The sequence below is a fragment of the Paenibacillus wuxiensis genome (assembly GCF_040195695.1).
Classification (GTDB): domain Bacteria; phylum Bacillota; class Bacilli; order Paenibacillales; family Paenibacillaceae; genus Paenibacillus_B; species Paenibacillus_B suaedae.
In genome coordinates this window covers 414,526-437,684 of record NZ_JBEFZI010000007.1, presented here as the reverse complement: position 1 = coordinate 437,684, position 23,159 = coordinate 414,526, and the positions used below count along the sequence as shown (strand labels likewise).

General features: G+C 48.1%; 22 protein-coding genes. 5 read left to right on the top strand and 17 right to left on the bottom strand.

Annotated features, from left to right (window positions below):
* The 6 genes from ABN764_RS18430 to acsA all read right to left on the bottom strand — a co-directional run bounded on the left by ABN764_RS18430 (position 1) and on the right by acsA (position 7,683).
* Positions 1-840, bottom strand: a complete 840-nt coding sequence (locus ABN764_RS18430) for a PRD domain-containing protein (protein WP_446672698.1) — start codon at positions 838-840, stop codon at positions 1-3.
* 59 nt (positions 841-899) lie between these two features.
* Positions 900-2,339, bottom strand: a complete 1,440-nt coding sequence (locus ABN764_RS18425) for a PTS transporter subunit EIIC (RefSeq protein WP_268624475.1) — start codon at positions 2,337-2,339, stop codon at positions 900-902.
* 41 nt (positions 2,340-2,380) lie between these two features.
* Positions 2,381-3,235 carry a carbohydrate ABC transporter permease gene (locus tag ABN764_RS18420; RefSeq protein ID WP_072728988.1) on the bottom strand — a complete coding sequence of 285 codons (855 nt, stop codon included), beginning with the start codon at positions 3,233-3,235 and terminating at the stop codon, positions 2,381-2,383.
* Positions 3,236-3,275: 40 nt separating this feature from the next.
* A complete protein-coding gene (locus ABN764_RS18415; protein WP_446672732.1) occupies positions 3,276-4,223 on the bottom strand; it encodes a carbohydrate ABC transporter permease in 948 nt (315 codons plus the stop codon).
* A 109-nt stretch (positions 4,224-4,332) separates the two neighbouring features.
* Positions 4,333-5,730, bottom strand: coding sequence for an extracellular solute-binding protein (locus ABN764_RS18410; RefSeq protein ID WP_083189027.1), 1,398 nt, complete (start codon positions 5,728-5,730; stop codon positions 4,333-4,335).
* Positions 5,731-5,958: 228 nt separating this feature from the next.
* Complete coding sequence (gene acsA / locus ABN764_RS18405; protein ID WP_021256689.1) at positions 5,959-7,683, bottom strand: acetate--CoA ligase; 1,725 nt, start codon at positions 7,681-7,683, stop codon at positions 5,959-5,961.
* Positions 7,684-7,935: 252 nt separating this feature from the next.
* Between acsA and ABN764_RS18400 the strand changes: the two genes are divergently transcribed.
* Both ABN764_RS18400 and ABN764_RS18395 read left to right on the top strand, forming a co-directional pair.
* Positions 7,936-8,574, top strand: a complete 639-nt coding sequence (locus ABN764_RS18400) for a GNAT family N-acetyltransferase (RefSeq protein WP_021256690.1) — start codon at positions 7,936-7,938, stop codon at positions 8,572-8,574.
* A 23-nt stretch (positions 8,575-8,597) separates the two neighbouring features.
* Positions 8,598-9,785 (top strand): acetoin utilization protein AcuC, encoded by a 1,188-nt coding sequence (locus ABN764_RS18395; RefSeq protein ID WP_268624479.1) that lies wholly within the window; start codon positions 8,598-8,600, stop codon positions 9,783-9,785.
* 82 nt (positions 9,786-9,867) lie between these two features.
* On the opposite strand, the gene ABN764_RS18390 is transcribed toward ABN764_RS18395, so the two are convergent.
* The 4 genes from ABN764_RS18390 to ABN764_RS18375 all read right to left on the bottom strand — a co-directional run bounded on the left by ABN764_RS18390 (position 9,868) and on the right by ABN764_RS18375 (position 12,721).
* Entirely contained in the window at positions 9,868-10,587 is a 720-nt protein-coding gene (locus ABN764_RS18390) for a 5'-methylthioadenosine/adenosylhomocysteine nucleosidase (RefSeq protein ID WP_446672697.1), read from the bottom strand.
* Between the two features lie 120 nt (positions 10,588-10,707).
* Positions 10,708-11,712: a catabolite control protein A gene (ccpA, locus tag ABN764_RS18385; protein ID WP_021256693.1), complete on the bottom strand. Its 1,005-nt coding sequence runs from the start codon at positions 11,710-11,712 to the stop codon at positions 10,708-10,710.
* A 123-nt stretch (positions 11,713-11,835) separates the two neighbouring features.
* Positions 11,836-12,171, bottom strand: a complete 336-nt coding sequence (ytxJ, locus tag ABN764_RS18380) for a bacillithiol system redox-active protein YtxJ (protein ID WP_028531252.1) — start codon at positions 12,169-12,171, stop codon at positions 11,836-11,838.
* 88 nt (positions 12,172-12,259) lie between these two features.
* Positions 12,260-12,721, bottom strand: a complete 462-nt coding sequence (locus tag ABN764_RS18375; protein ID WP_446672696.1) for a hypothetical protein — start codon at positions 12,719-12,721, stop codon at positions 12,260-12,262.
* Between the two features lie 446 nt (positions 12,722-13,167).
* Here ABN764_RS18375 and ABN764_RS18370 point away from each other — a divergent pair, with 446 nt between their 5' ends.
* A complete protein-coding gene (locus ABN764_RS18370; protein WP_021256696.1) occupies positions 13,168-13,692 on the top strand; it encodes a type 1 glutamine amidotransferase domain-containing protein in 525 nt (174 codons plus the stop codon).
* A gap of 96 nt (positions 13,693-13,788) precedes the next feature.
* Here the strand turns inward: ABN764_RS18370 and ptsP are convergent, their stop codons facing one another.
* From ptsP to aroA, 4 genes are all read right to left on the bottom strand, one after another.
* Positions 13,789-15,507: a phosphoenolpyruvate--protein phosphotransferase gene (ptsP, locus tag ABN764_RS18365; protein ID WP_268624481.1), complete on the bottom strand. Its 1,719-nt coding sequence runs from the start codon at positions 15,505-15,507 to the stop codon at positions 13,789-13,791.
* Positions 15,504-17,384 carry a glucose PTS transporter subunit IIA gene (locus tag ABN764_RS18360; RefSeq protein ID WP_174808893.1) on the bottom strand — a complete coding sequence of 627 codons (1,881 nt, stop codon included), beginning with the start codon at positions 17,382-17,384 and terminating at the stop codon, positions 15,504-15,506. The genes ptsP and ABN764_RS18360 overlap by 4 nt, the downstream gene beginning before the upstream one ends.
* Positions 17,385-17,551: 167 nt before the next feature.
* Entirely contained in the window at positions 17,552-17,995 is a 444-nt protein-coding gene (locus ABN764_RS18355) for a CoA-binding protein (protein WP_174808894.1), read from the bottom strand.
* 115 nt (positions 17,996-18,110) lie between these two features.
* Positions 18,111-19,418: a 3-phosphoshikimate 1-carboxyvinyltransferase gene (gene aroA / locus ABN764_RS18350; RefSeq protein ID WP_174808895.1), complete on the bottom strand. Its 1,308-nt coding sequence runs from the start codon at positions 19,416-19,418 to the stop codon at positions 18,111-18,113.
* Between the two features lie 81 nt (positions 19,419-19,499).
* Between aroA and ABN764_RS18345 the strand changes: the two genes are divergently transcribed.
* Positions 19,500-19,817 carry a rhodanese-like domain-containing protein gene (locus tag ABN764_RS18345; protein ID WP_021256701.1) on the top strand — a complete coding sequence of 106 codons (318 nt, stop codon included), beginning with the start codon at positions 19,500-19,502 and terminating at the stop codon, positions 19,815-19,817.
* A 39-nt stretch (positions 19,818-19,856) separates the two neighbouring features.
* On the opposite strand, the gene ABN764_RS18340 is transcribed toward ABN764_RS18345, so the two are convergent.
* Positions 19,857-20,372, bottom strand: a complete 516-nt coding sequence (locus ABN764_RS18340) for a shikimate kinase (protein ID WP_446672695.1) — start codon at positions 20,370-20,372, stop codon at positions 19,857-19,859.
* A gap of 227 nt (positions 20,373-20,599) precedes the next feature.
* On the opposite strand from ABN764_RS18340, the gene ABN764_RS18335 reads away from it, so the two are divergent.
* Positions 20,600-20,917, top strand: coding sequence for a methyltransferase (locus tag ABN764_RS18335; protein ID WP_174808896.1), 318 nt, complete (start codon positions 20,600-20,602; stop codon positions 20,915-20,917).
* Positions 20,918-20,989: 72 nt separating this feature from the next.
* Here the strand turns inward: ABN764_RS18335 and gnd are convergent, their stop codons facing one another.
* Together gnd and ABN764_RS18325 are read right to left on the bottom strand one after the other, a co-directional pair.
* Positions 20,990-22,399 (bottom strand): NADP-dependent phosphogluconate dehydrogenase, encoded by a 1,410-nt coding sequence (gene gnd, locus ABN764_RS18330; protein WP_021258050.1) that lies wholly within the window; start codon positions 22,397-22,399, stop codon positions 20,990-20,992.
* Positions 22,400-22,545: 146 nt separating this feature from the next.
* Positions 22,546-23,142, bottom strand: a complete 597-nt coding sequence (locus ABN764_RS18325) for a YkzI domain-containing protein (RefSeq protein ID WP_021256705.1) — start codon at positions 23,140-23,142, stop codon at positions 22,546-22,548.
* Positions 23,143-23,159: the final 17 nt, after the last annotated feature.

Below are 23,159 nucleotides of genomic sequence, written 5' to 3'. Positions count from 1 at the left end.
TTATATGCTTACATTTTTCCGTTGAACAAGCCGTTCCAAATGCATTGTAAGAAATCCGATTTCTTCAGGTGGAACCGTCTTCTCCAGCCCTTCTGCAATCCAACCTGCTAATAACACAGCCTTCTCGTAGGCTTCTTCATATTCTTCACGAATCTGAACGAGAAGCGGATTATTTAGTGTCTTCCCTGCCCGTACCCGATCTATGAGTCCCTTCAGATGTCCGATGAACAGGACTGTAGAAAGTGATTCGTCAAAGTCTATCCCAATATTCTTTCCTTCCTCCAGTACCCTCGATATCATCTTCAATTCTGCAACTGACTTATTGCCCTTACCGCCCCTTCGTGCACCGTGGAAATGCATAGCCAAAAAGGCAACCTCATCTGGAGGCAAGTTCACTTTCAGCTGATCATTCAAATAGTCAATCGCTCGTTCTGCCACTCGGTATTCATCTCGATACAAGTGCTGAATTTCGAACATAAACGGGTTGCTGATGACAAGCCCGCGCTTGCAGCGTTCAATCGCTAAATTAATATGATCAACGAGTGCAGAGTGAATCGTCTCCGAGAAATCCCCTTCTAAATGCCCCTGAGCGAAAGCGATGACCTCTTCGACCACACCAATAATCTTGAAATCAACCGCATGCAGAATATGCTCGTAATGCTCCCGCACATCCGTTGTGTGCAGTAAAAATTCCTGTTTAATATCAGATGCATCTACCTCCATCCCAGGCTTTTTTTGAAAGCCTATCCCTTTGCCAAAGGCAATGGAGTTCTTCCCATTGGATAGTTTGGCCATTACCACATTATGCGACAGGACATGAACAATCTTTCGTTCAATCATCCGCTCTCCCCTTCCAAGAATCGAACTGCCCAGCTGATGGATAACTGAGAATGTGCCCGCTAACCGTTAATAAATGCCGATACACTTAATCTTCGCTCAATCTTCTCCCGCAACAGCTCCGAATCCGTCCCCATCACAATATGAATGTGACCCTTGGCTACACGCATCATGCCATATGCACCAAGACACATAATTCCTACTTCATCTACCTTGGATTCATCTTCAAGCTGCAGCCGTAGTCGAGTAATGCACGCATCAACAGAGCGAATATTCCCCATTCCTCCTATATAGCCAAGCAACCGTTCCAATAGAGCATCTGCATCATCTTGCGTTCTAGCAGTCGGGCTCGGGCTTGTTGCCCCGCTCGCCCGATCCTCCTCTCGGCCAGGTGCGTGGACATGAAACATCCGAATCGCGATAGTCGCAGTCACATAATACAATCCAAAATAGAGGACGCCAAGCAGCAGTAAGAGCAAAGTATCCTTTACGCTCGTCCACGATATGAACATATCGATAAAGCCCGCTGAAAATCCAAACCCTGCTCGTATGGCCATGAGATCTGCAAGCATGAGCGCTAAACCAGTGTACAACGCATGTATCCCGTAGAGGACAGGCGCCGTCAACATAAGCGTGAATTCAAGCGGTTCCGTAATTCCGGTCAGGAAGCTTGTCAGCGAAGCTGTTAGCATAATCGAAGCGATACGCTTGCGTTCCTGCAATTGAGATGAGCGGACGATTGCGAGTGCGTAAGCCGGCAAACCAAACATCATAACAGGAAAAAAACCGGCCATAAAGGTTCCCGCCGTAGGATCGCCAGCATGGAATCGCCACAAATCCCCTCGTACTATCGTCCCTGCATCTGTTACATATTCTCCAATTTGAAACCATGCAATATTGTTCAGTATATGATGCAATCCTGTAGGTATGAGCAATCGGTTCAACAAGCCATACAAGCCCGCTCCCCAGCCTTTCGCGGTCATGATACTGGTACCTGCATCACGAATAGCCTCTTGAATCGCGGGCCAAATAAGACCGACTCCAACTCCTACAATGACCATAACCAGTGAAGAGATGATCGGAATGAAGCGCTTGCCCCCGAAGAAGCCGAGTGCTGCCGGCAGCCGAATGCCATGATAGCGCTTATACAATATTGCCACAATTGCCCCGCACAGCATCCCGCCGAGCACTCCCGTATCGAGGGCAATTTCATTCTCGAAATGCTTCATGACATTGGTAAATACGAAGTATCCAACAGCAGCGGCCAAGGCGGCAACCCCTTGGCCTGATGTTAATCCGATCGCTACCCCAACTGCAAAAAATAACGGCATATGATCAAAAATGGCGTTCCCGCCTAATTTGCATACACTTGCTGCTGCGTCCACCCACGGAATACTGGATTTGATATCTCCAATCCTCACTAATATTGATGCTGCGGGAAGCACTGCAATGGGAATCATCAGCGATCGGCCAATTTGCTGCATATACGTCATCATTTTCATTCGCAACACCGCTCCCCTTACCTAGCTGCTAGGATGCTGCATTATTTTATCGCTCCGGCCATCATGCCGCTTGTAATCTGCTTCTGGAAGATCATATATAAAACCAGCACAGGGATGATTGAGAGCAGCAATCCCGCGAATAACGGCCCCCATTCTGTCCGATACTGCATCTCTGCCTGCATGATTGCGATGCCGACAGGAATTGTATACTTCTCAGGATCGTTCACCAGCACTGTACCAATAATATATTCGTTCCAAATGTTCAACACGTTCATCATGCCGACAGAGATGAGTCCAGGCTTGGCAAGTGGAAGCATAATACGGAAGAAGACCCCATAATGCGAGCTTCCATCGATGGAAGCTGCCTCATCCAATTCCTTAGGCATTGAACGGAAAAATCCCACGAGTACAAATACACCAAAAGGCAAATTAGTCACCGTATAAACAAGAATCAGTCCAAGGAGAGAATTATCTAGATGCAGATTGGAAAGTAGAAAAAACAGCGGTATCAATCCAAGAATAAGAGGAATCATCATGCTGGACAAATATAGATTATACAGTGCCATGCTGCCGCGAAACGGAAATCTAGCGATAATATATGATGTCGTTGAAGAAAGCAGCAAAGCCAACACTGTGCTTACAACCGTAACAATTAACGAGTTCATGAAGTACGTTCCTAGGTGATAGTTGTTCCATACTGTTGTAAAATTAGCCCATTCAAACGGCCACTCCGGCAAGCTCCACGGCGCATTTAGCAGGAACTGCTGATTCGTCTTGAACGAGCCAAGGATGGACCACAGCAGCGGATAAATGACGAGTAACGTCCATATCCCTAGTAATGCATACATCAAAGCTCTAACCATCATATAAGAACGCTTACGAGGATATTGCTGCATGGATTCCATAGGCCGCCCTCTCCTTTTCCAGTCGAAATAGTTAAGCCATTTCAATTGCATCTCTGCGCAATAGCCGCTGAAGCGCCAACGTCGTAATGAGCGACAGAATTAGAATAAGTACGCCTATCGCAGAAGCATAGCCGAAATGGAATTGGCGGAATCCCATCTGATACAAGTACGAGCCCATGACCTGTGTCGCATTATCCGGGCCACCTTCGGTCATCATCCATACGATAACAAATGATCCATTTAACGTCGTCATCACAACCCATAAAATCGATACTTTAATTTGTTCCCACGTAAGCGGCATCGTAATGCGCCAGAACTGCTGCCATTCCTGAGCGCCATCGATGCTGGCCGCCTCATATAAATCCTTCGGAATGTTCAAGATTCCTGCGATAACTAGAATCATAACGAATCCTACACCCGCCCATATTGCTGGAGGAAGCAGCATCCACATCGCAAGATTTGGGTCTCCAAGCCATGGCGTCTGAACCTTATCCGCCGTGAACAATGACAAAAATGAATTCAAGAATCCGATGCTTGGGTTATATATATAATTCCATAACACTCCAATGACAACGACAGACAGAATATTCGGGATAAAGAACACCGAGCGGAAAAACCCGCTCCCACGGATCCGAAAGCGAGTCATCAGCACCGCGAATAAGACCCCCAGCCCAACAATGCCAACTACTTTCCAGAATACGAAGAAATAGTCATTCAGAATAGCCTTCCCGATAATCGGATCATTCGCTAATTCGCGATAATTATCAATACCGATTAGGTTCTTCGTCTCCGATCCTCCCGACCAATCTGTGAAGCTGAAATATAGCCCATGAAAAATCGGATATATCATAAATAAACAGAAAAATAACAACGTAGGTACGGTAAATACGAACATGAAGATCTGGCGCTTTCGCTTCCATGAAAGGCCGACCCGTCCGCTCATATCCCCCTTAACAGGAGTCTTTTGTGCAGGCACCATCTTGTTCAACCAACCCCCTCCTTATCGCTCTCCATTCATCAATTTGTCGATGCGGATTAGGATGCATACGTCTGTTCACGCATGCATCCTCTCTTAACCGCTGTACACTTTACTTCCTTGCCTTCGCAGCAGCCTTCTCCATACGCTCCATCCATTCATCTGGAGTAATGCTGCCCATCATAAGCGCGAGTGTGGAGTCTGATCGCACCTTATCCACGTCCGCATTCAATTCAATGTAAGGGGCGACAATGGTATTGTCAGAGCTATAAAATTTCATAGCTGTCTTGGACAGCCCACTCGCATTGGATTTTTCCAAATCTGCCTTCAAGTTGCCCAGTGCACCTGTCTCTTCCGCCCATGTAATGGCAGATTGCTTCGTGAACAAAAATTCAAGGAATGCTTTAGCGGCTGCTGGATTTTTCGCCTTCTTCGCTATGCCAACCGTAGCTGTAAATGGAATGGCTACAAATTTTCCGCCCGGCTTTTGAGTAATGGATGGAATGAAACCGAATTCAAAACCTTGCGGAACATCTTTCTTCATTTCATTTTCGAGCCAGAGTCCATTCGGGATAAACGCATTTTTATGTTGCAAGAATAGCATTTGCGAATCGATATGGTTAATTGGGGCTGAAGCAGGATCAATGAGACCTGCATCACGCATTTGCACCATTTGCTCCAATGCCTTCTTCACAGGCTCGCTCTTGAATACGCCTTCCTTCAAAGCGAACATGTCCAGCAGAATCGAAGTATCGTTGTTGTTGTTCACGACGAATGCGGAATCCATCACACCACTTTGGAAATAGTATGGATACTTGCCTGTAAATATAAATGGTGCATTGACCTTGCCAGACTCCTTGATTTTCTTCGCTTCGCTCATAAAAGTGTCGAAATCCTTCGGTTCCGCCCAGCCATTGTCTGCAAAGAATTTCTTATCGTAGAAAATTCCCCAGGAACCGAAAACAAATGGAATTGTATACGTTTTGCCGCTGTAATCGATTGGCTTCAGCAGCAGCTCATCTGAAATCTTGTTGCCGTCTGCGTTCTTGGCCTCTTTAAAGTAATCAGTCAAATCCATCAGTTGATCATCTTGCACCATTTGGGTTGCATTTGAACCCGCACCGTCAATGTAGACGAAGTCAGGAGGATTGCCTTGAATCCAGCGCGGCTTCATCTGATCATTGATTTTCGGGCCTGCTGACTCTTTCACATTTACATTTGGGTACTTCTTCTGAAACTCAGCGATAATCTTCTTCCAGCCCTGATCCCCATATCCGCCGACGAAATACTGAATTTCAAAATCACCGGACACCTCACCGCCAGATGAATCTGTCTTGCCAGCATCGCTGTTGTTGTTTTGTGCTTGCTCCGTTGTCTTTCCACTGCTTCCGTTATTCGATTCCCCATTCTTCTGACTGCCCGAGCTGCAACCTGCTGCCGTCATTAAGACAAGTGCACTAATGATAAGCAGCAGTAAGGATCTGCCCCACTTGTGATGCATTCCGTTCATGGATATACCCCTCTCCGTCAACATGGATTGAATTCGCGATAACGGTGCAACGACAAAAAAAGGCATACGTTAAGAAGGCAGTCACATAGCGACTGAACTTCCATAACGAATGCCCTTGCGGTAACATGTTATGTCCATTCTATTGTACTTGTCGTTTCGCGTTGCAGATTCGCTTCGCTATTGGGATAATATCCCACGATTATGGATTTGTCAACAAGATTTCAGGGATTAGTCCTCGATCGTTGATAAATCACCTGTTGGCAGGTTCAGTTCCCAAGCCTTAAGCACACGCCGCATAATCTTGCCTGAGCGTGTCTTCGGCAATTTATCCTTGAACTCAATCTCGCGAGGAGACGCATGTGCAGACAATCCTTCCTTAACGAACCGCGCTATATCCGCCTTCAATTCGTCTGACGGCGTATAGCCTTCCCGCAAAGAAATGAAAGCCTTTATAATCTCACCGCGCATTGGATCAGGCTTGCCGATAACACCTGCTTCAGCAACTGCCGGATGCTCTACCAGCTTGCTCTCTACCTCGAAAGGCCCAACGCGCTCACCTGAAGTATTAATGACATCGTCAATACGGCCTTGGAACCAGAAGTAGCCCTCATCATCCATGTAGGCAGAATCACCTGACACATACCAACCAGTCAGACGGAAGTATTCCTCATACTTGGCAGGGTTGTTCCACACCTTGCGCATCATCGAAGGCCACGGCGTACGAATTGCCAAGTTACCCATACGGAACGGAGGCAGCACGTTGCCTTGATCATCAATAATTGCGGCTTCTATACCTGGAACAGGGCGACCCATGGAACCAGGCTTAATGGCCATTGCTGGGTAGTTGCAAATCAGCTGCCCGCCTGTCTCTGTCATCCACCAAGTATCATGAATCCGATGATTGTATACTTTCATTCCCCAGCGAACAACTTCTGGATTAAGTGGTTCACCGACGGACAAGACGTGGCGCAAGCTCGATAAATTAAAGTTCGCAATCACGTCATCTCCAGCACCCATCAACATGCGGAATGCAGTCGGAGCGCTGTACCATACCGATACCTTATATTTCTCAATCGTCGCATACCAGTCTTGTGGACTGAAGCGTCCGCCGCGAATAACGTTCGTAGCCCCATGCAGCCATGGTGCGAAAATTCCATACGAAGTCCCCGTTACCCAGCCCGGATCTGCCGTACACCAATATACGTCGTCTTCTTTTAAATCTAGTACAACATTGCCAGTATGATAATGTTGCAACATAGCATTGTGAACATGGAATACACCCTTCGGCTTCCCTGTCGAACCAGATGTATAGTGAATAAGGAGTCCATCCTCGCGCTGCAGCCATTCGATTTCAGCTTCCTCGGAAGCTGTAGACATTTCTGCATGAAAATCCACTATACCTTCTTCTTGTTCTACGCCCTCGCCAACAAGAACGATATTCTTCAATGCTGGCAGCTCGGAGCGAGGAACACGATGAACGAGCGATGGCGTCGTCACGATCGCAACCGCCCCGCTGTCCTCCAGACGATCCCGAACCGCTGTCTCCATAAATGCTTCGAACAGAGGACCTACGACCGCACCGACCTTCAATGATCCTAGCAAGCTGACGTACAATTCAGGCGTACGCGGCATGAAGATGAAGATACGATCTCCCTTCTGAATGCCAAGCTTGCGCAGCACGTTCGCGAACTGATTCGTCTTGCGGCTCAAGTCAGCAAACGTATACGACTCATCACGCGCAGCATCGCTATAATAGAGCGCTACCTTATCACCACGCCCGTTCGCAACATGCCGATCAATCGCTTCATAAGCCATATTCACTTTACCTGTCTCATACCATGAAAATTGCTTCTCTACGTCTTCCCATTTGAAATCGGCCGACCATTGTTCATAGTCACTCATGTTCGGATTGCTTGCTATAGCAGCAATAATTTCTCCCTGCACGTTACCCATATTGTTCCATCCTCCTATATCTTTTTCATTCTTTATTCATGCTTCACTATTCACGCCTAAGCGCAATAAATCGCTTTCATGAAGAACTGTACTAAAGGACGATGATGCAGTTCGTGGTGTCAAGGGAAAAAATCATGAACTTTAAGGCAAAATCATTATAGCATACGTTTTCTTTTTCGCCTATTCTTTTCCTTTTCAAATCAACCTTTTTTTGCTATAACGGAATGGAAGAGACGAAAGGAGCTGCTCGGTGTGGAACATCCAAAGAGATACTACGCTCATGTTATTCCTCATACGGAACGAGAACGAGTTGTCGTCGTCGAAGGCCCCGTACGTTCCGATATTCTTCGCACCTTGACTATGCACACCGATCTGAAGGCATTCCGCAGGCCAGCAGAACAGCAACAAGCACTTATCGAGATTGCGGATTTGCCGGAAGGACGCATTATTATTGCTAGGGAAGGCTCTACCATCGTCGGATATGTCACCTTCCATTACCCTGATGAACTAGAGCGCTGGTCAGATGGGGGAATGGATGATCTCATTGAGCTTGGCGCCATCGAGGTAGCCAAGGATTATCGCTCGCTGGGCCTTGGCAGAAGCATGGTATCGACGGCTTTTGAAGATGAACAGATGGAACGCTATATTATATTTACGACTGAATATTATTGGCATTGGGATTTAGACGGCACCCGGATGAACGTATGGGACTATCGTAAGATGATGGAGAAATTAATGGAATCCGTAGGCATGATCTGGTATGCAACGGATGATCCTGAAATTTGTTCCCACCCTGCCAACTGCCTTATGGTCCGCATCGGCAAGGACGTCCCGTTAGCGTCAGAGGAGCAATTCGATCGCGTCCGATTCCGCCAGCGGTTCATGTACTAGTATTGTAGAGAGGGATGTTGGACATGTCAGGTAAGGCCCTATACTTCATGCATGAGGAAGCCCTCCGTTATCGATTTAATGCAGATCACCCATTCGATCAGCAGCGGCTTGCCATGACTCATGACCTGCTAGAGTACGCCGAAGCATTAGATGAAGGCGCTGTCATTCGCCTTCAGACGCAAGCCTCTGATACCGAACGCTGGCTGCCCCTCATTCATCGCGCTGACTATATCGACGCAGTGAAGCATCTCAGCGATCCAAACCCATCAACCGAATGGGTAGCCCGTGCCGCACAATACGGCCTGCATACCGAGGATACCCCTTACTTCACAGGGATGCATACAGCGGCATGTGCGATAGTTGCCGGCTCCATCGCTGCATGCGAGGCTGTCATGTCTGGAAAATCACAGCATGCCCTGCATTTAGGCGGCGGCCTTCATCATGCGTTCGGCGATAAGGGAGCGGGCTTCTGCGTCTATAATGATGCAGCTGTTGCAATTGCATGGCTGCAGCAAACGTACCAAGCACGTGTCCTCTATGTGGATACCGATGTCCATCACGGAGATGGCGTTCAATGGTGCTTCTATACGAACCCGGATGTGTTCACTTATTCCATCCACGAGACAGGGAAGTTTCTGTTCCCTGGTACCGGCTTCGTTCATGAACGTGGCGGCGGCGAAGGGTTCGGCGCGTGTGTCAATGTTCCTCTGGAGCCGTATACGGAGGATGAATCTTGGCTGGAATGCTTCACTGAAACCGTGCAAAGTGCGGCCGCGGCATTCAAGCCAGACATTATTATCAGCCAGCATGGCTGTGATGCTCATGCACTCGATCCATTATCTCATATGCATTGCAGTACCCGTATCTACAGTGAAATGCCGCGTATCATTCATCGGCTTGCTCATCAATACTGCGATGGCAAGTGGGTTGCCGTTGGCGGCGGCGGCTATGACATCTGGCGTGTCGTACCGCGGGCTTGGAGCATGCTGTGGCTGGAGATGAGTGAGCATCCACTGGCTCATTCGTTACAGAACCACACCCAGCAGCCATTGCCGCAGCAGTGGTTAGCGAAGTGGTCGATGCAATCGCCTGTGCCTCTCCCGCATACCTGGCACGATGATGCCACAGAGTGGGCGCCAATGCCGAGGCGCAGCATTATCGAAGATCGTAATGCACGTGCCAAGGAGCTCGCACTTGAATATATCCGATAGAACGAGCAGCGGCGCAGGCAGGTCCGATGTATGGGACTGCTTGCGCCGCTCTATTTATCTGTTGGAGGCTATGATTTCGCAATTAGACCGTAAGTCCTTGCAGCATGCTGTCTACAATTTGATGGGAACGATGCGACGCTTCCACCGTGAATTCAGCAAAGTTCACATGAGCAGAGCCGTCTGCCTTATCCGACATTGAGCGGATAACGACGAACGGAATCTCATTAATGAAGCATGCTTGCGCTACAGCAGCCCCCTCCATCTCTGTGCAAGCCGATCCGGCGAACGTCTCATGCAGTTGACGCACTTTGTCCCGATCTGCAACAAATTGATCGCCTGATAGCACGACACCTTTGCGATATCGGCCTGGAACAAGCTGTTCACACGCGCGTTCTGCCAGTTCAATAAGACCCGTATCCGCCATAAACTGCGAAGTTTCTTGAAATGGAATGATCCCTGGAGCAAAGCCTAACGCTGTGACATCCATATCGTGATGCATGCACGATGTCGAGATGACAATATCACCAATGTTCAACTCTGGATGAACCGCACCTGCTACACCCGTGAATATCACCTTCGATACATGGAAGCGGTCAATGAGCACCTGCGTGGTGACAGCAGCATTCACCTTGCCGACTCCAGACTTGCAGATCACGATATGCTTGCCGTGAAGCGAGCCTTTGTAATAACGCAATCCCGCTACATCTACTTGCTCTACAGGCTTAGCTGCCTGAAGCAGCAATTCGATTTCCTCATCCATCGCCCCAATTATACCAATAACCGCTTCATGCGCATTTGTCATCGAGACCTACCTCCTGTATGTATATCATCTTTATAATCATACAAAAGGCCCCAATACATGGGGCCTTGCGTATATACCAACACGGTATCTTTATTGATTCACATGCACCAACCGATAACCCTATACTTCACTTACAGACAAACGAAGTATTGTCTCATGCGGCAAAATAACACGTGAATGTTCTACATTTTCCTTCTTCATCAGCTTCGTCAGCAAGCGCATCGCAACCGCACCAATGTCATACATTGGCTGAGCTACTGTTGTCAATTGCGGACGAACCATAGACGCCATACGGATATTATCAACACTGATGACAGAGAAGTCATCTGGCACCTTCAAGCCAGCATCTTGAATGCAGTGGATTGCACCGATAGCCATCTCATCCGTTGCGGCAAAGATTGCCGTCGGACGCTTCTTCAAGCCGAGGAAGTACTTCATCGCCTCTACGCCGGACTCATAGCGGTAGTTGCCGATTCGAACCAAGTCCTCCTTGTATTCGATGCCCGCGCCTTCCAATGCACGCTTATATCCTTGGAAACGAGCAAACCCGTTCGCAGGATCTTGAAGCGTACCGCTGATCATCGCAATATCGCGATGTCCATGGCGAATAAGCGTATTTACGGCATCAAATGCTGCTGCCTCGTGATCGATATCAACCGATGGGATAATGCCATGCTCATCTGTAGTTGCACAGAGAACAATCGGCACCGAAGCGGTACGGAATGCTTGAACATGATCCTCCGTAACAACTCCGCCCATGAACAACAGTCCGTCCACCTGCTTCTCCAGCAGTGTATTAATAACCCGAATTTCTTTCTCCTTCTTCTTGTCCGCATTGCACAGGATGATATTGTAATGATACATATTGGCAATATCTTCAATACCGCGCGCTACTTCGGCAAAGATAGAATTCGAAATATCAGGAATGACAACCCCAACGGTTGTCGTCTTCTTACTCGCAAGTCCGCGTGCAACTGCATTCGGGCGATAACCTAAACGTTCAATCGCTTCGTATACCTTTTTACGCGTTTGCGGCTTCACGTTCGGGTTGTTATTGACAACCCGGGAAACGGTGGCCATCGAGACGCCCGCTTCTCTTGCTACATCATAAATAGTTACCGTCACGATCCTTCTCTCCAATTAACGATAAATTTGTTGCGACCATTGATATTATGTTAATGATACGCTATTTTCAGAAAATTCGCAATGTCACGAGCAAATCAGCTACCGTTTGTCATTATTTACCGTTTATTGCCCAAGGACGCTCTCCAGCTTGTCGTATCGTATCGCATGATGCGATTCATTCCATGCTGGCTCCCCATCCCGCAATACAATGACCTGAGGGGATTCGTGCTGAATGCCGAGCATATCCGCACACGCGAGCGAGACATCACGATTTTCCACAACCAGTATTCGGCCTATAGCAATCCCTTGCGGCTCGAAATCCTCAGCTACCTTCACCATCTCTTCATCCGCATGTGCGCTAATTGGACAGCGTGTGCTGTGCTTGAATAGAATAACTGTCTGCTCCTTCGACCGTTCAATTAGTGATTCCAATGCTTCCATCGTCGTAACTGCTTCCATCGTAGTGCCCCCTATGCTTCGATATATATCCCCTGTCATGTATGAGAAGATCATTCATATTCAAAGCAATGATCTATGAAAATGCGCTTTAACTTATTTTAACCCGATATGACTCAAAACTAAAACCGGAAATCTGCTTTAATCTACATTGCAGCTCATCCATCCATAACGTGTCATTGCATGTTCGAGCAAATAAATACAAATCAAGCAATTGATTGACACGCTCTGCAATGCGGTATTCCAATCGAGACAGCATATCATCGCTTTCTTCTTCATCCAGCAAGGATACGATGACACTGGCCAGCTCATTCTGCTCATCAAATGACACATGCAGAGGAGCTTTCCCAAGTGCAAGTGGATTCTCAGCAATCATATCCATGCGGCTGTGTATGAGAGCGGCTACATCTTTTTTGACAAAAGCAAGCAGTTCCGAACGCCCACAACTCACACAAGTCACCACCGGAACGCGGTGGATATGAATTGTACGCGCATGTACAACGGTACGAACGGTAATATCCATGTAATGATCACAAATGCATCTTGTATACATATCATTCACCCCTGAACATACAAGGTAGTCTTACCATATCTCTAGATGAACCTTATGACTTCTTGCTGCAAATTTGTGCAGATTTCTGTATTTCGATTTTGGGTTATCCTAATATTCGACTACGCTCCACAATCTCCTTCCATGCGTGGATATGTATTTTTTTACACTTTTAACAGCGGATCGATTGTCGTTTTTCTTTTTTCAATGAGGAATATCACGTTGCCAAGGCAAATCGTACATGCCCATGTATGCTTTTTGCAGGCAATATGGTTAAATAATAGGTGGACAACACGCGATATTCTGTTGTCTATGATCGTAGGTCATAATGGCAAAAGAGACAATGGACATTGTATGGGAAAAATCCCAATTCTCTGAGAGAACTGCAAGAAATAGGAGAGGCTCCGTGAAAAGCTCTGCTATAACCATACGAAGGAGGGACAACATTCATGCGTTTAAGTGGCAAGCGAATTGTTGCATTTGTAGATGAAGAATTTGAAGATTTAGAATTGTGGTATCCGGTACACCGTGTGCGCGAAGAAGGCGCTGAAGTGCATCTGGTAGGTCTAGAGCGCGGCAAGACCTATATCGGCAAATATGGTGTTCCTGCAACCTCAGACTATGCTTATGCAGATATTGATGCAACTCAATATGATGGCGTACTCGTCCCTGGCGGGTGGGCACCGGATAAGATCCGTCGCTACGCCGACGCCCTTCGCATAGTGAAGGAAATGGATGCAGCCGGCAAACCTGTCGGACAAATCTGTCACGCTGGCTGGGTGCTTATCTCTGCAAAAATCTTGAACGGTCGCACAGTGACGTCAACACCGGGAATTCGCGACGACATGGAAAATGCAGGCGCCACATGGCTTGACGAAGAAGTTGTTGTAGACGGCAACCTCGTATCTGCACGAAGACCGCCTGACTTGCCTGCCTACGGCAAAGCTTTCTGCGACAAGCTTGCAGAGAAGTAAATGGATATCTCGCTTCATGCGAAAAAGGCATGCCTTAGTTTCGGTACTAAGGCATGCCTTTTTGTATATGGTATTTCTCCTTGAAAGGATCTCCTATTAACGCTGTTCAAGCACCATCTCAATCTCTTCTTTCGTTCCGGACTCGAACACACTATCTGCAATACGCTTGCACTGCTCCACCGTCGAACGGCGAACTGCCGCCTTCACGCGTGGAATGGAGCGTGAGGACATACTTAGTTTATTCACGCCAAGTGCAAGCCAAATCGGAACCGCCCGCGGATCCCCTGCCATTTCACCGCATACACCGACCATAATGCCTGCCTGCTTCGCCGCCTGAACCGTATAACGAATCAAGCGCAGCACCGCTGGATGGAAAGGATCATACATATGTGCAATCTGCTCGTTCATCCGATCCACGGCTAGTGTATACTGAACCAAGTCATTCGTTCCGATACTGAAGAAGTCAACTTCCTTCGCCAGCTGATCGGCAATCATCGCAGCGGCAGGAACCTCAATCATAATGCCTACCGGCAGCCCTTCATTGAATGGAAGTCCTTCTTCCCGCAGCTCTGCCTTGGCCTGTTCCAATACGGACTTAGCCGCTTGCACCTCATTCACCGATGTAATCATCGGGAACATGACCATAATCGGGCCATGTGCGCTTGCCCGCAAGATCGCCCGCAGCTGCGTCTTGAACAGATCCTGCCGATCGAGACAAATGCGAATCGCCCGATACCCAAGGAATGGATTATCCTCTTCCGGCAGATTCAAATAATCCATTGGTTTGTCTCCGCCTACATCCAATGTGCGGATAATCACCGAATTATCCTTACAATGCTCTGCCGCCTCCAGATAAACCGTAAACTGCTCCGCTTCTGAAGGCGGATATGAACGATCCATGTACATGAACTCGGTACGGAAGAGACCAACCCCCTCCGCTCCATTCTGATCGGCAATATTCAGCTCACGTGTGGAGCTGATATTCGCCCCCAGCTGAACAACGAAGTCATCGAGTGTGACAGCTGGCAGGGATACAATCTTCTGCAGCTCGTCTGCTTCCTGTACATAGGCATCACGCCGCGCTTCATAGCAAGTGATCACATCTTGTGGCGGAGCAATATGTACGATGCCATATTCCCCATCGACAATGACGGTATCCCCAGTCTGAATCGGCTTCGCAACTTTCCCTTCCAGTCCAAGCACAAGAGGAATGCCCAGCGCTCTAGCCATAATGGCCGAATGCGAGGTTTTCCCGCCTTGAAGCATCACAATGCCAAGCACATTCTTCGGATTTAAATGAACCAACTGTGACGGAGACAGCTCCTTCGCAACAAGAATATACGGCTGTGTGTCCGTTGGAAGTGTAATTTCCGGTGCACCCAGCAAATGCTTGAGCAGTCGGTTGCCGACATCCTTGATATCCAGCGCCCGCTCCTTCATATATTCATCATCGAGCAGATCGAACATCGTTACGAAATGATCGATCGCTTCCTTGACCGCAACCTCGGCAGCTTTATACTGCCGCTGAATGATCCCTTGAATCTCATTCATGAAGATCGGATCTTCCAGAATGGCCAGGTGCGCATCAAAGATGCTGGATTCTTCACTGCCAACCATTTCTTTAATTTCACTCTTAATAAATTCTATCTCATGCTTCGAGGAGCGGATTCCGTCATACAATCGTTCGAATTCACGCGCTAAGTCGGTTGGATCCATCTTTTCCTCAGGAACATCCCACTCCCAAGTCGGCAATACGAATGCTTTGCCTATGGCAATGCCTGCGGATGCACCGATACCTTGGACTTTCTGTGTCATCGGCTTGCACCTCCAACCGCGTGTTCATGCATAATGACTGACATGACTGAAGTCTGTCCCTTCCGAACAGGCGCATATGGCGCTATACTCCACGAAGCGACAGTGTCTGAGTTCGTAATCACCATCGGTGTCGCGAGCGATTTACAGCGCTTCTTCACTTCCGGCAAATCGAATTTTATGAGCAGCTGTCCCGGTTTCACTTCATCACCTTCCTGTACTACTGCTTGAAAACCGGCGCCATTCAATGATGACGTCTCAATTCCTATATGTAACAATACTTCTAACCCTTCCGGCGTTTCAATGCCGATCGCATGCATCGTAGGGTAAATGTGGCGGATGCGTCCGCGCACAGGCGATACAAGCTCTCCCTTATCCGGATAAAAAGCTACGCCATGGCCAACGAGCTTCTTGGCAAATATCGTATCCGGCACTTCTTCGATTGGTATCATCCGCCCCTGTACGGGTGCCACGAACCAGATTTGATTCGGATCACGCTGCAGGCGCTTCGCCATTTCGTCCTTAATCAGCTCCGAGTAGGTTCCAAATACGACCTGAATATGCCCGCCCCCAAGACGAATGACCCCTGCTGCACCGATAACACGAAGCGCGTGACGATCTACCAACTTATCGTTCTTAACCCTTAATCTCAATCTCGTAATACAAGCCTGCAGATCAATGATGTTATCTTTACCCCCAAGCGCCCGAATAATAAGCGGCACCCTCGGCAGCAAATCTCCTGCCATATCATCAAGCAATGAACCGTCAACTCTGCCTGGCGTCGGAATTTGGAATCGCTGAATGGCGAAGCGGAACACCACATAATAAATGAATCCGAATGCGATTCCAATCGGGATAATCCATAGCGCCTTCGTTGCTTGGTGGAAGTTAATCACATAATCAATCGCTCCTGCTGAGAAGGAGAAGCCGTGTCTCACACCAATCTCAGCGGTCAGCCACATCGCAGCTCCGGTTAACAGCGCATGGACAACGAACAGATACGGCGCTGCGAACAAAAAGGCAAACTCAATCGGCTCGGTAATCCCGGTCAACAATGACACACAGGCAGCCGTAAAGTAGGTTTTGCGCACCTTCGGGCGCAAGTCCTCTCGTGATTCATGCACGATGGCCAGTGCGACTGCCGGAAGTGCAAACATCATAATGGGATACATGCCTGCCATATAGATGCCAGCATTCGGATCTCCAGCGAAAAACCGCGGCAAATCTCCCGTGAAGGTCATTCCTTCACTATTCGTATAGGAGCCGATTTGGAACCAGTATACGTTATTAAGCAGATGATGCAATCCAAATGCCACTAACACCCGATGCAGAACCCCGTATAAAAATACCCCAAATCCCCCCATCGCAAGCAGCTCCTGGCCAATAAACATGACCCCTTGCTGTAAAATTGGCGAGAACAGCTTCATCAGCCATGAAAGCAGGATTGAAGCCATAATCGTAATCGCAATGACGAATCTCGGGCCGCCAAAAAACTGTAAATATTCTGGCATTTTTATGTTTTTGAACCGTTCATGCAAGAAGCCTGCCATTACCCCAAACAGGATGCCGTTGAGGATCGTTGGCTCGAATGTAGCTTGCCATTGGACGAGCAGCTGCCTGAAAATAAACATACCGAGCAGGGACGATAGTGCAGCTACCCCGGCATTATTAGACAGTCCAAGTGCAACCCCGACTGCGAAAATATAAGGAAGAACAGCAAACACCGTCTTCCCTGTCAGTTCAAATAGTACCGCAGTATCCGTCAAGCCTGCGCTGTGAAGCAAATTGCCGATTGCTATCGCAAGCGCGGCGGCGGGGAGTGCGATTAGCGGCTGCATGAGCGCACGCGACAATTGCTGCAATCGCCCTAATTGATTCAATGCACATCCTCCCTTCTACCAAGAATGGTAAGGGCATCACGCTTTGTTGTCAAAGCATTTTACAGCCGCGTCCCTCTCTCGTAGCCACTTCTATCTCCTATCACACGAAAAACCGGACCCCTTCATCGCAGCAGCAACTAGGAATGCCCGGCTTTCGTCTTTACACTTTATGTGGAAGCAGACTCACCCTTGCCATGCGGCAATAAAATCGAGTCCAGTACCTTAATGCACAAATCCATCACGACAGTCATTCCGTGCTCTTCTGCAATGGCAGCCGCTTCTTCACTAACGATCCCCTGCTGCAGCCAAATTGCCCCTGCGTTAACAGCCGCAGCTTCACGAGCAACATCCGCACAGTATTCACTGCGTCGGAACACATTAACAATGTCGATATGATCCGGTACATCACGCAGCGAAGCATAGCATTGTTCTCCAAGGATGCTCTCCGCCTTCGGATTGACCGGAATGATGCGGTATCCCTTGCGCTGCATTGCCTCCGCCACCATATAGGACACGCGAGTTGGATCGTCAGATAGTCCGACGACTGCAATGTTTGTGCTGCTTCGCAGCAGCTCCTTGATCGCCTCTTGCGATGGATGCTGATAACTCATCGTAACAACTCCCTTCCAATGGACAGCATACTGCTGGTTTATCAATCATTGTGTATCATACATTACATATCATGCAATACATTATGCTGTACATGTCAAGCAAAAGTATCATGCATTACGCATTTTCTTCGACCCATTCTACTTGCGCTCCCAGCGCACGCAGGTGATCGAAATACTGCGGATACGACTTGGCAACATGGTGAGCATCCTTAATTCGAATCGGCTGCTCTGCGCGCAAGCCAACTACCGTCAATGCCATAATAACACGATGATCATAATGAGCGTTAATTTCTACGCCTCCTGTAACGCCTTCTGGGCGTCCATGAACAATAATCTCCGCTTGACGCTCCTCCACATTCGCTCCAGCCTTGCGAAGTTCAGTGAGATAATCGGTAATCCGATCACATTCTTTGTATCGTAAATTCTCTACATTATAGAAGCGGGATGTACCTTCTGCGAACACCGCAGCAGCCACCATAGCGAGGACTGCATCCGTTGCCACGTCACCATCAATCTCAACGGCCTTCAGCTTGCGATTCCCTTGGACTCGAACAACGGAATGCTCATGCTGAAGTGGAACTTCCATCATGCGCAGCACATCGACTATGGCTCGCTCTCCTTGCTTGCTGTCCTCAGTCAATCCGCGAATGATCACATCAGAATCAACGACGGCCGCAGCAGCGAGAACTGCTGCAGAGCCCGGATAGTCGCCCTGCACCGTATAGGTCTTCGCTTCATATTGTTGGTTGCCGGCAATCTTGAAATACATCAGATCTTCTCTCGCCTCGATCCGAATGCCCGCTTCCGCAAGCACTTCAAGCGTCTGTCCAACGACAACCTTCGATTTCAAATCATCTACTACTTCAATTTCACTGTCTTCCTCCAGCAATGGAGCCAAGAACAACAGCGAGCTTAAATACTGCGAACTAACATTGCCGGATACCTTGATTTTTCCTCCACGTGGTTTCCCACCGCGGATCGTAATCGGAAGTTTGCCTTCCCGATGCTCAATCGCTACGCCCATTTGTTCAAGTGCAGTAATCAAGTCGTCGTGTGGACGCTTCCCTAAGGAATCCGGATACGAATTAACAAACTTCACTTCCTCCAGCAGAGAGGCTGTGCCCATCAAGAAGCGCAATACCGCTCCTGCATTCCCTACGTTCAGCTCATGAGAATTACTCAATGTTGGATGCTTACCGAAGCCGGTAATGACAATCTTCTCTTCGTCCTCAACCAGTTGGGCACCCAAATCACGGAGGCAGCGGCGCATCGCATCGCTGTCTTCACTGTGAGCTGGATAATAAATCGTGCTTGTCCCCTCTGCCAGTGCAGCTGCAAGAAGATAGCGTGTCGTATAGTTTTTCGAGGATAAGGCCTGAATATCTCCTTGCAGTTTTGGTGTTGATCGAACGATTACGTCCATGCGCTTCCACTCCTTTATCTTTCAACGTATAATAACTCTTATCTCGAATGAATTCCAGATAAGAAAGGATGCCTAATCGTTATGAATCCAATTGCTCAAATTGATGTGGCTGTGCTGAAACAACGCCTAGAACGCGGCGAAGCACTAAATTTAATAGATGTACGGGAAGATGAGGAAGTCGCTCACGGGATGATTCCCGGTGCCAAGCATATCCCCATGAATGAAATCCCAGATCGTCTCGACGAAATCGAGCGGACAGAAGAAATCATTTTCATTTGTCGAAGCGGATATCGCAGCGAACGAGTATGCGAATACTTGCAGCATATCGGCTTGGAGGGCTGTGTCAATATGGAAGGCGGAATGCTCGCCTGGAGCCAATTGGAGCACACCTCTAAATAACGCCTCAAATAATCTGCACGCCCCTCCTGCTAGGGGCTTTTATTCACACTTGCCTTCGACCAGCTTACAAATGCGAGCAGCCAATTGCACAGCTGTCTCATGGTCGGTCAGAACTGTTGTATGTGCAAAGTCATACAGTCCCTCTCGCTGCTGCATGAGCTTAGACACCTGTGCTTCCACATCGCCTTGAAGCAGAGGACGATTGCGATCCCGCTTCACACGCGACAGTATCGTCTCCTTGCTTGCTGCTAAATGCACGATGAAGCCTCCATCCCGCATCAGCTCTCGATTGCTCTCCTGGAGGACAATGCCACCGCCCGTTGCAATGACGTGCCTTGTCGGACTGTTCAATATTCCAGCTAGAACATGACTTTCTTGTTCTCGAAAATAAGCTTCTCCATCAGAGGCAAAGATATCAGGAATCGTACGACCCTCTAGCGCGACCACAGCAGCATCCAAGTCTGTAAAGCTGCAGCCCAGCTTCTTGGCAACTTCTTGCCCAACCGTCGATTTCCCGGTGCCCATAAATCCGATTAAAATAATATGCTGCATCATTTCCAGCCTCGCTTCTCTAAATCAAATGGCTCATCGTGAACGAGTAGGTCAGATGATGACCAATATGACGGTAAACTTCCCACATGATACCACACGTTTCTTTTATTCGACAATGGTGATAGGTATAAAATGAAGAAGTTCAACATAAAGATGAATAATGGCCCTGCCATCGTCAATGAAATTAAGTAATCGTCTAGTGCCATTTTTTATGTAGGAGTGAATGAGACATGCCCCAATTGCCTGTCCCAGAACCGCATCCATCCAAATCGACCATCCAGCGCTCCACATCTGTTCGCCTGGCTCGTATTATGGATTCGAATCACCCATTGTGCAGGGAAGACATCGTATGGGCGCTGAATGTAGTTAAGCAGCAGCTCACAGATCATCCTGACAAGTGGGCTATGCTTGAGCCGAATCAATTGGTTCGCCGCTTTCATAGCTATGCCGAAATCTCTTCTCTGCTCGTGCACAGCAGCAGTTACGGGCAAGAATCGGATCGGATTCGCAAATATTTGGCTGAACTTGTATCCGGTTTATATGAATGAATGCGAATAATCAACCGTACGCAAAAACAACGCCGAGTCCTAAGCAGGCTCGGCGTTGTTTTTTGATCTCTATTATGACATCCAGTTGTAATGGAATGTTCCTTCTTTGTCTACACGCTTGAATGTATGCGCACCGAAGTAGTCGCGTTGTGCTTGCAGCAAGTTCGCTGGCAAGCGCTCTGTACGATAGCTGTCGAAGTAAGCAAGTGCACTTGCGAATCCTGGAACAGGAACGCCGTATGCAACCGCAGTGCTGATGACTTCGCGCCAAGCGTCTTGGTACGTTTCCACGATATTTTGGAAATATGGATCAAGCAGCAGATTCTTCAGCTCTGGTTCGCGGTCGTAAGCTTCTTTGATGTTCTGCAAGAAGCGGGAACGGATAATGCAGCCGCCGCGGAAGATCATTGCGATCTCACCATAGCGAAGGTTCCAGTCGAACTCTTCGGAAGCCGCACGCATCTGTGCGAAGCCTTGCGCGTAAGATACGATCTTGGACGCGTACAAAGCCTTGCGGATGCTCTCGATGAATGCCTCCTTGTCCCCAGTGAATGCAGGGGTCTTCGGCCCTTTCAACACTTTGCTCGCTACAACGCGCTCGTCCTTCAATGCGGACAAGAAGCGGGAGAATACGGATTCCGTAATCATGGACAATGGCACGCCAAGATCAAGCGCGCTTTGGCTTGTCCATTTACCCGTACCTTTTTGACCGGCAGAGTCAAGAATGACGTCAACCATTGGCTTGCCTGTTTCTTCATCGTACTTGGAGAAGATATCTGTTGTAATTTCAATTAGATAGCTGTCAAGCTCGCCTTTGTTCCATTCTCCGAAGATGGAGTGAAGCTCCTCAGCACTTACTCCCAATACATTCGTAAGCAAATGATAAGCTTCACAAATCAATTGCATGTCGCCATACTCGATGCCGTTGTGAACCATCTTAACATAGTGGCCAGCACCGTCCGGCCCAATATATGTACAGCAAGGGTCGCCGCCTACTTTTGCTGAAATGCTTGTCAAAATTGGCTCAACCAAGCGATAAGCACTTTCTTGGCCGCCAGGCATGATTGCAGGGCCTTTCAATGCGCCCTCTTCACCGCCGGATACGCCTGTTCCGATGAAGCGGAAGCCCTTCTCTTCCAAGTACTTGCTGCGACGCTGTGTATCAGGGAAATGAGCGTTACCGCCATCAATAATAATATCGCCTTGATCCAAGTGTGGAAGCAACTGCTCAATCGTTGCATCTGTAGCTTGTCCAGCTTGTACCATAATCAAAATTTTACGTGGTGCTTCAAGAGATTGTACGAATTCCTCAATGGAATATGTACCAGTCAGGTTCTTGCCTTCTGCTTCGGCAATGAGTGCATCTGTCTTCTCGCGGGAACGGTTGTATACCGATACTGTGAAGCCGCGGCTCTCGATGTTAAGCGCCAGGTTCTTACCCATTACGGCAAGGCCAATGACACCGATTTGATTGTTAGCCATATGGTTGTTCCACCCTTTATCCATAAATTTATATAGTTTGCATTACGCTTATTGTACAGCACAGCAAAACACCCTGCAACCATCTCGCCCTTGCAATTCATCCATACATTTGGCGGATGGGAGGGTGATTAAACCATGAATAACAATTACCATTCCAGCTGAATCATCTCGGAACGAAGCTCATTCAGCTTCTCTTTGCATCTCTCTATAACAGCTATTTTTTGCTCATTCATCGCCTCAAACAGCTCCGCGAGCACATAATCCATTTCGAGCCGCAGCACACGCATACGCTGCTCTGCCCGATTGGATAAGAATGCCTGCATCATCTCCTCAGTAGTTACAATAGGCCTCTTCTGATACAATACGCGCTGCTTCGGCCCTATGACCTCAACCAGACGAATTCGTTCGCCGAACAAAATATTCTCGATAAAAATCTGTCTATCTTTGAACCGTTTGACGACCGCATGCCCGCGTGAATCGCCGATCAGTTTTTCCATAAAGTCAGCCAGCTTCTCATCCCGAATCGTATAGTCGCCGACAATTTTGTAGCGCTGCTCCATACGTTGGAACCGAAGTTTGACCAACTTCCTTCCTGTTCGGATAGATACGATAAATAGCGATTCATTTTCACTCCAATACAAGGAATAACCTTCTTGTATAAGATCACGGATGAGGTTCTGGATTTGCCGACGGTCAAAGCGTAGCTCCAGGTTGCAGTATTCCACCTCGTCGCTGCGATTCACGGCAATCCCTCCTTACC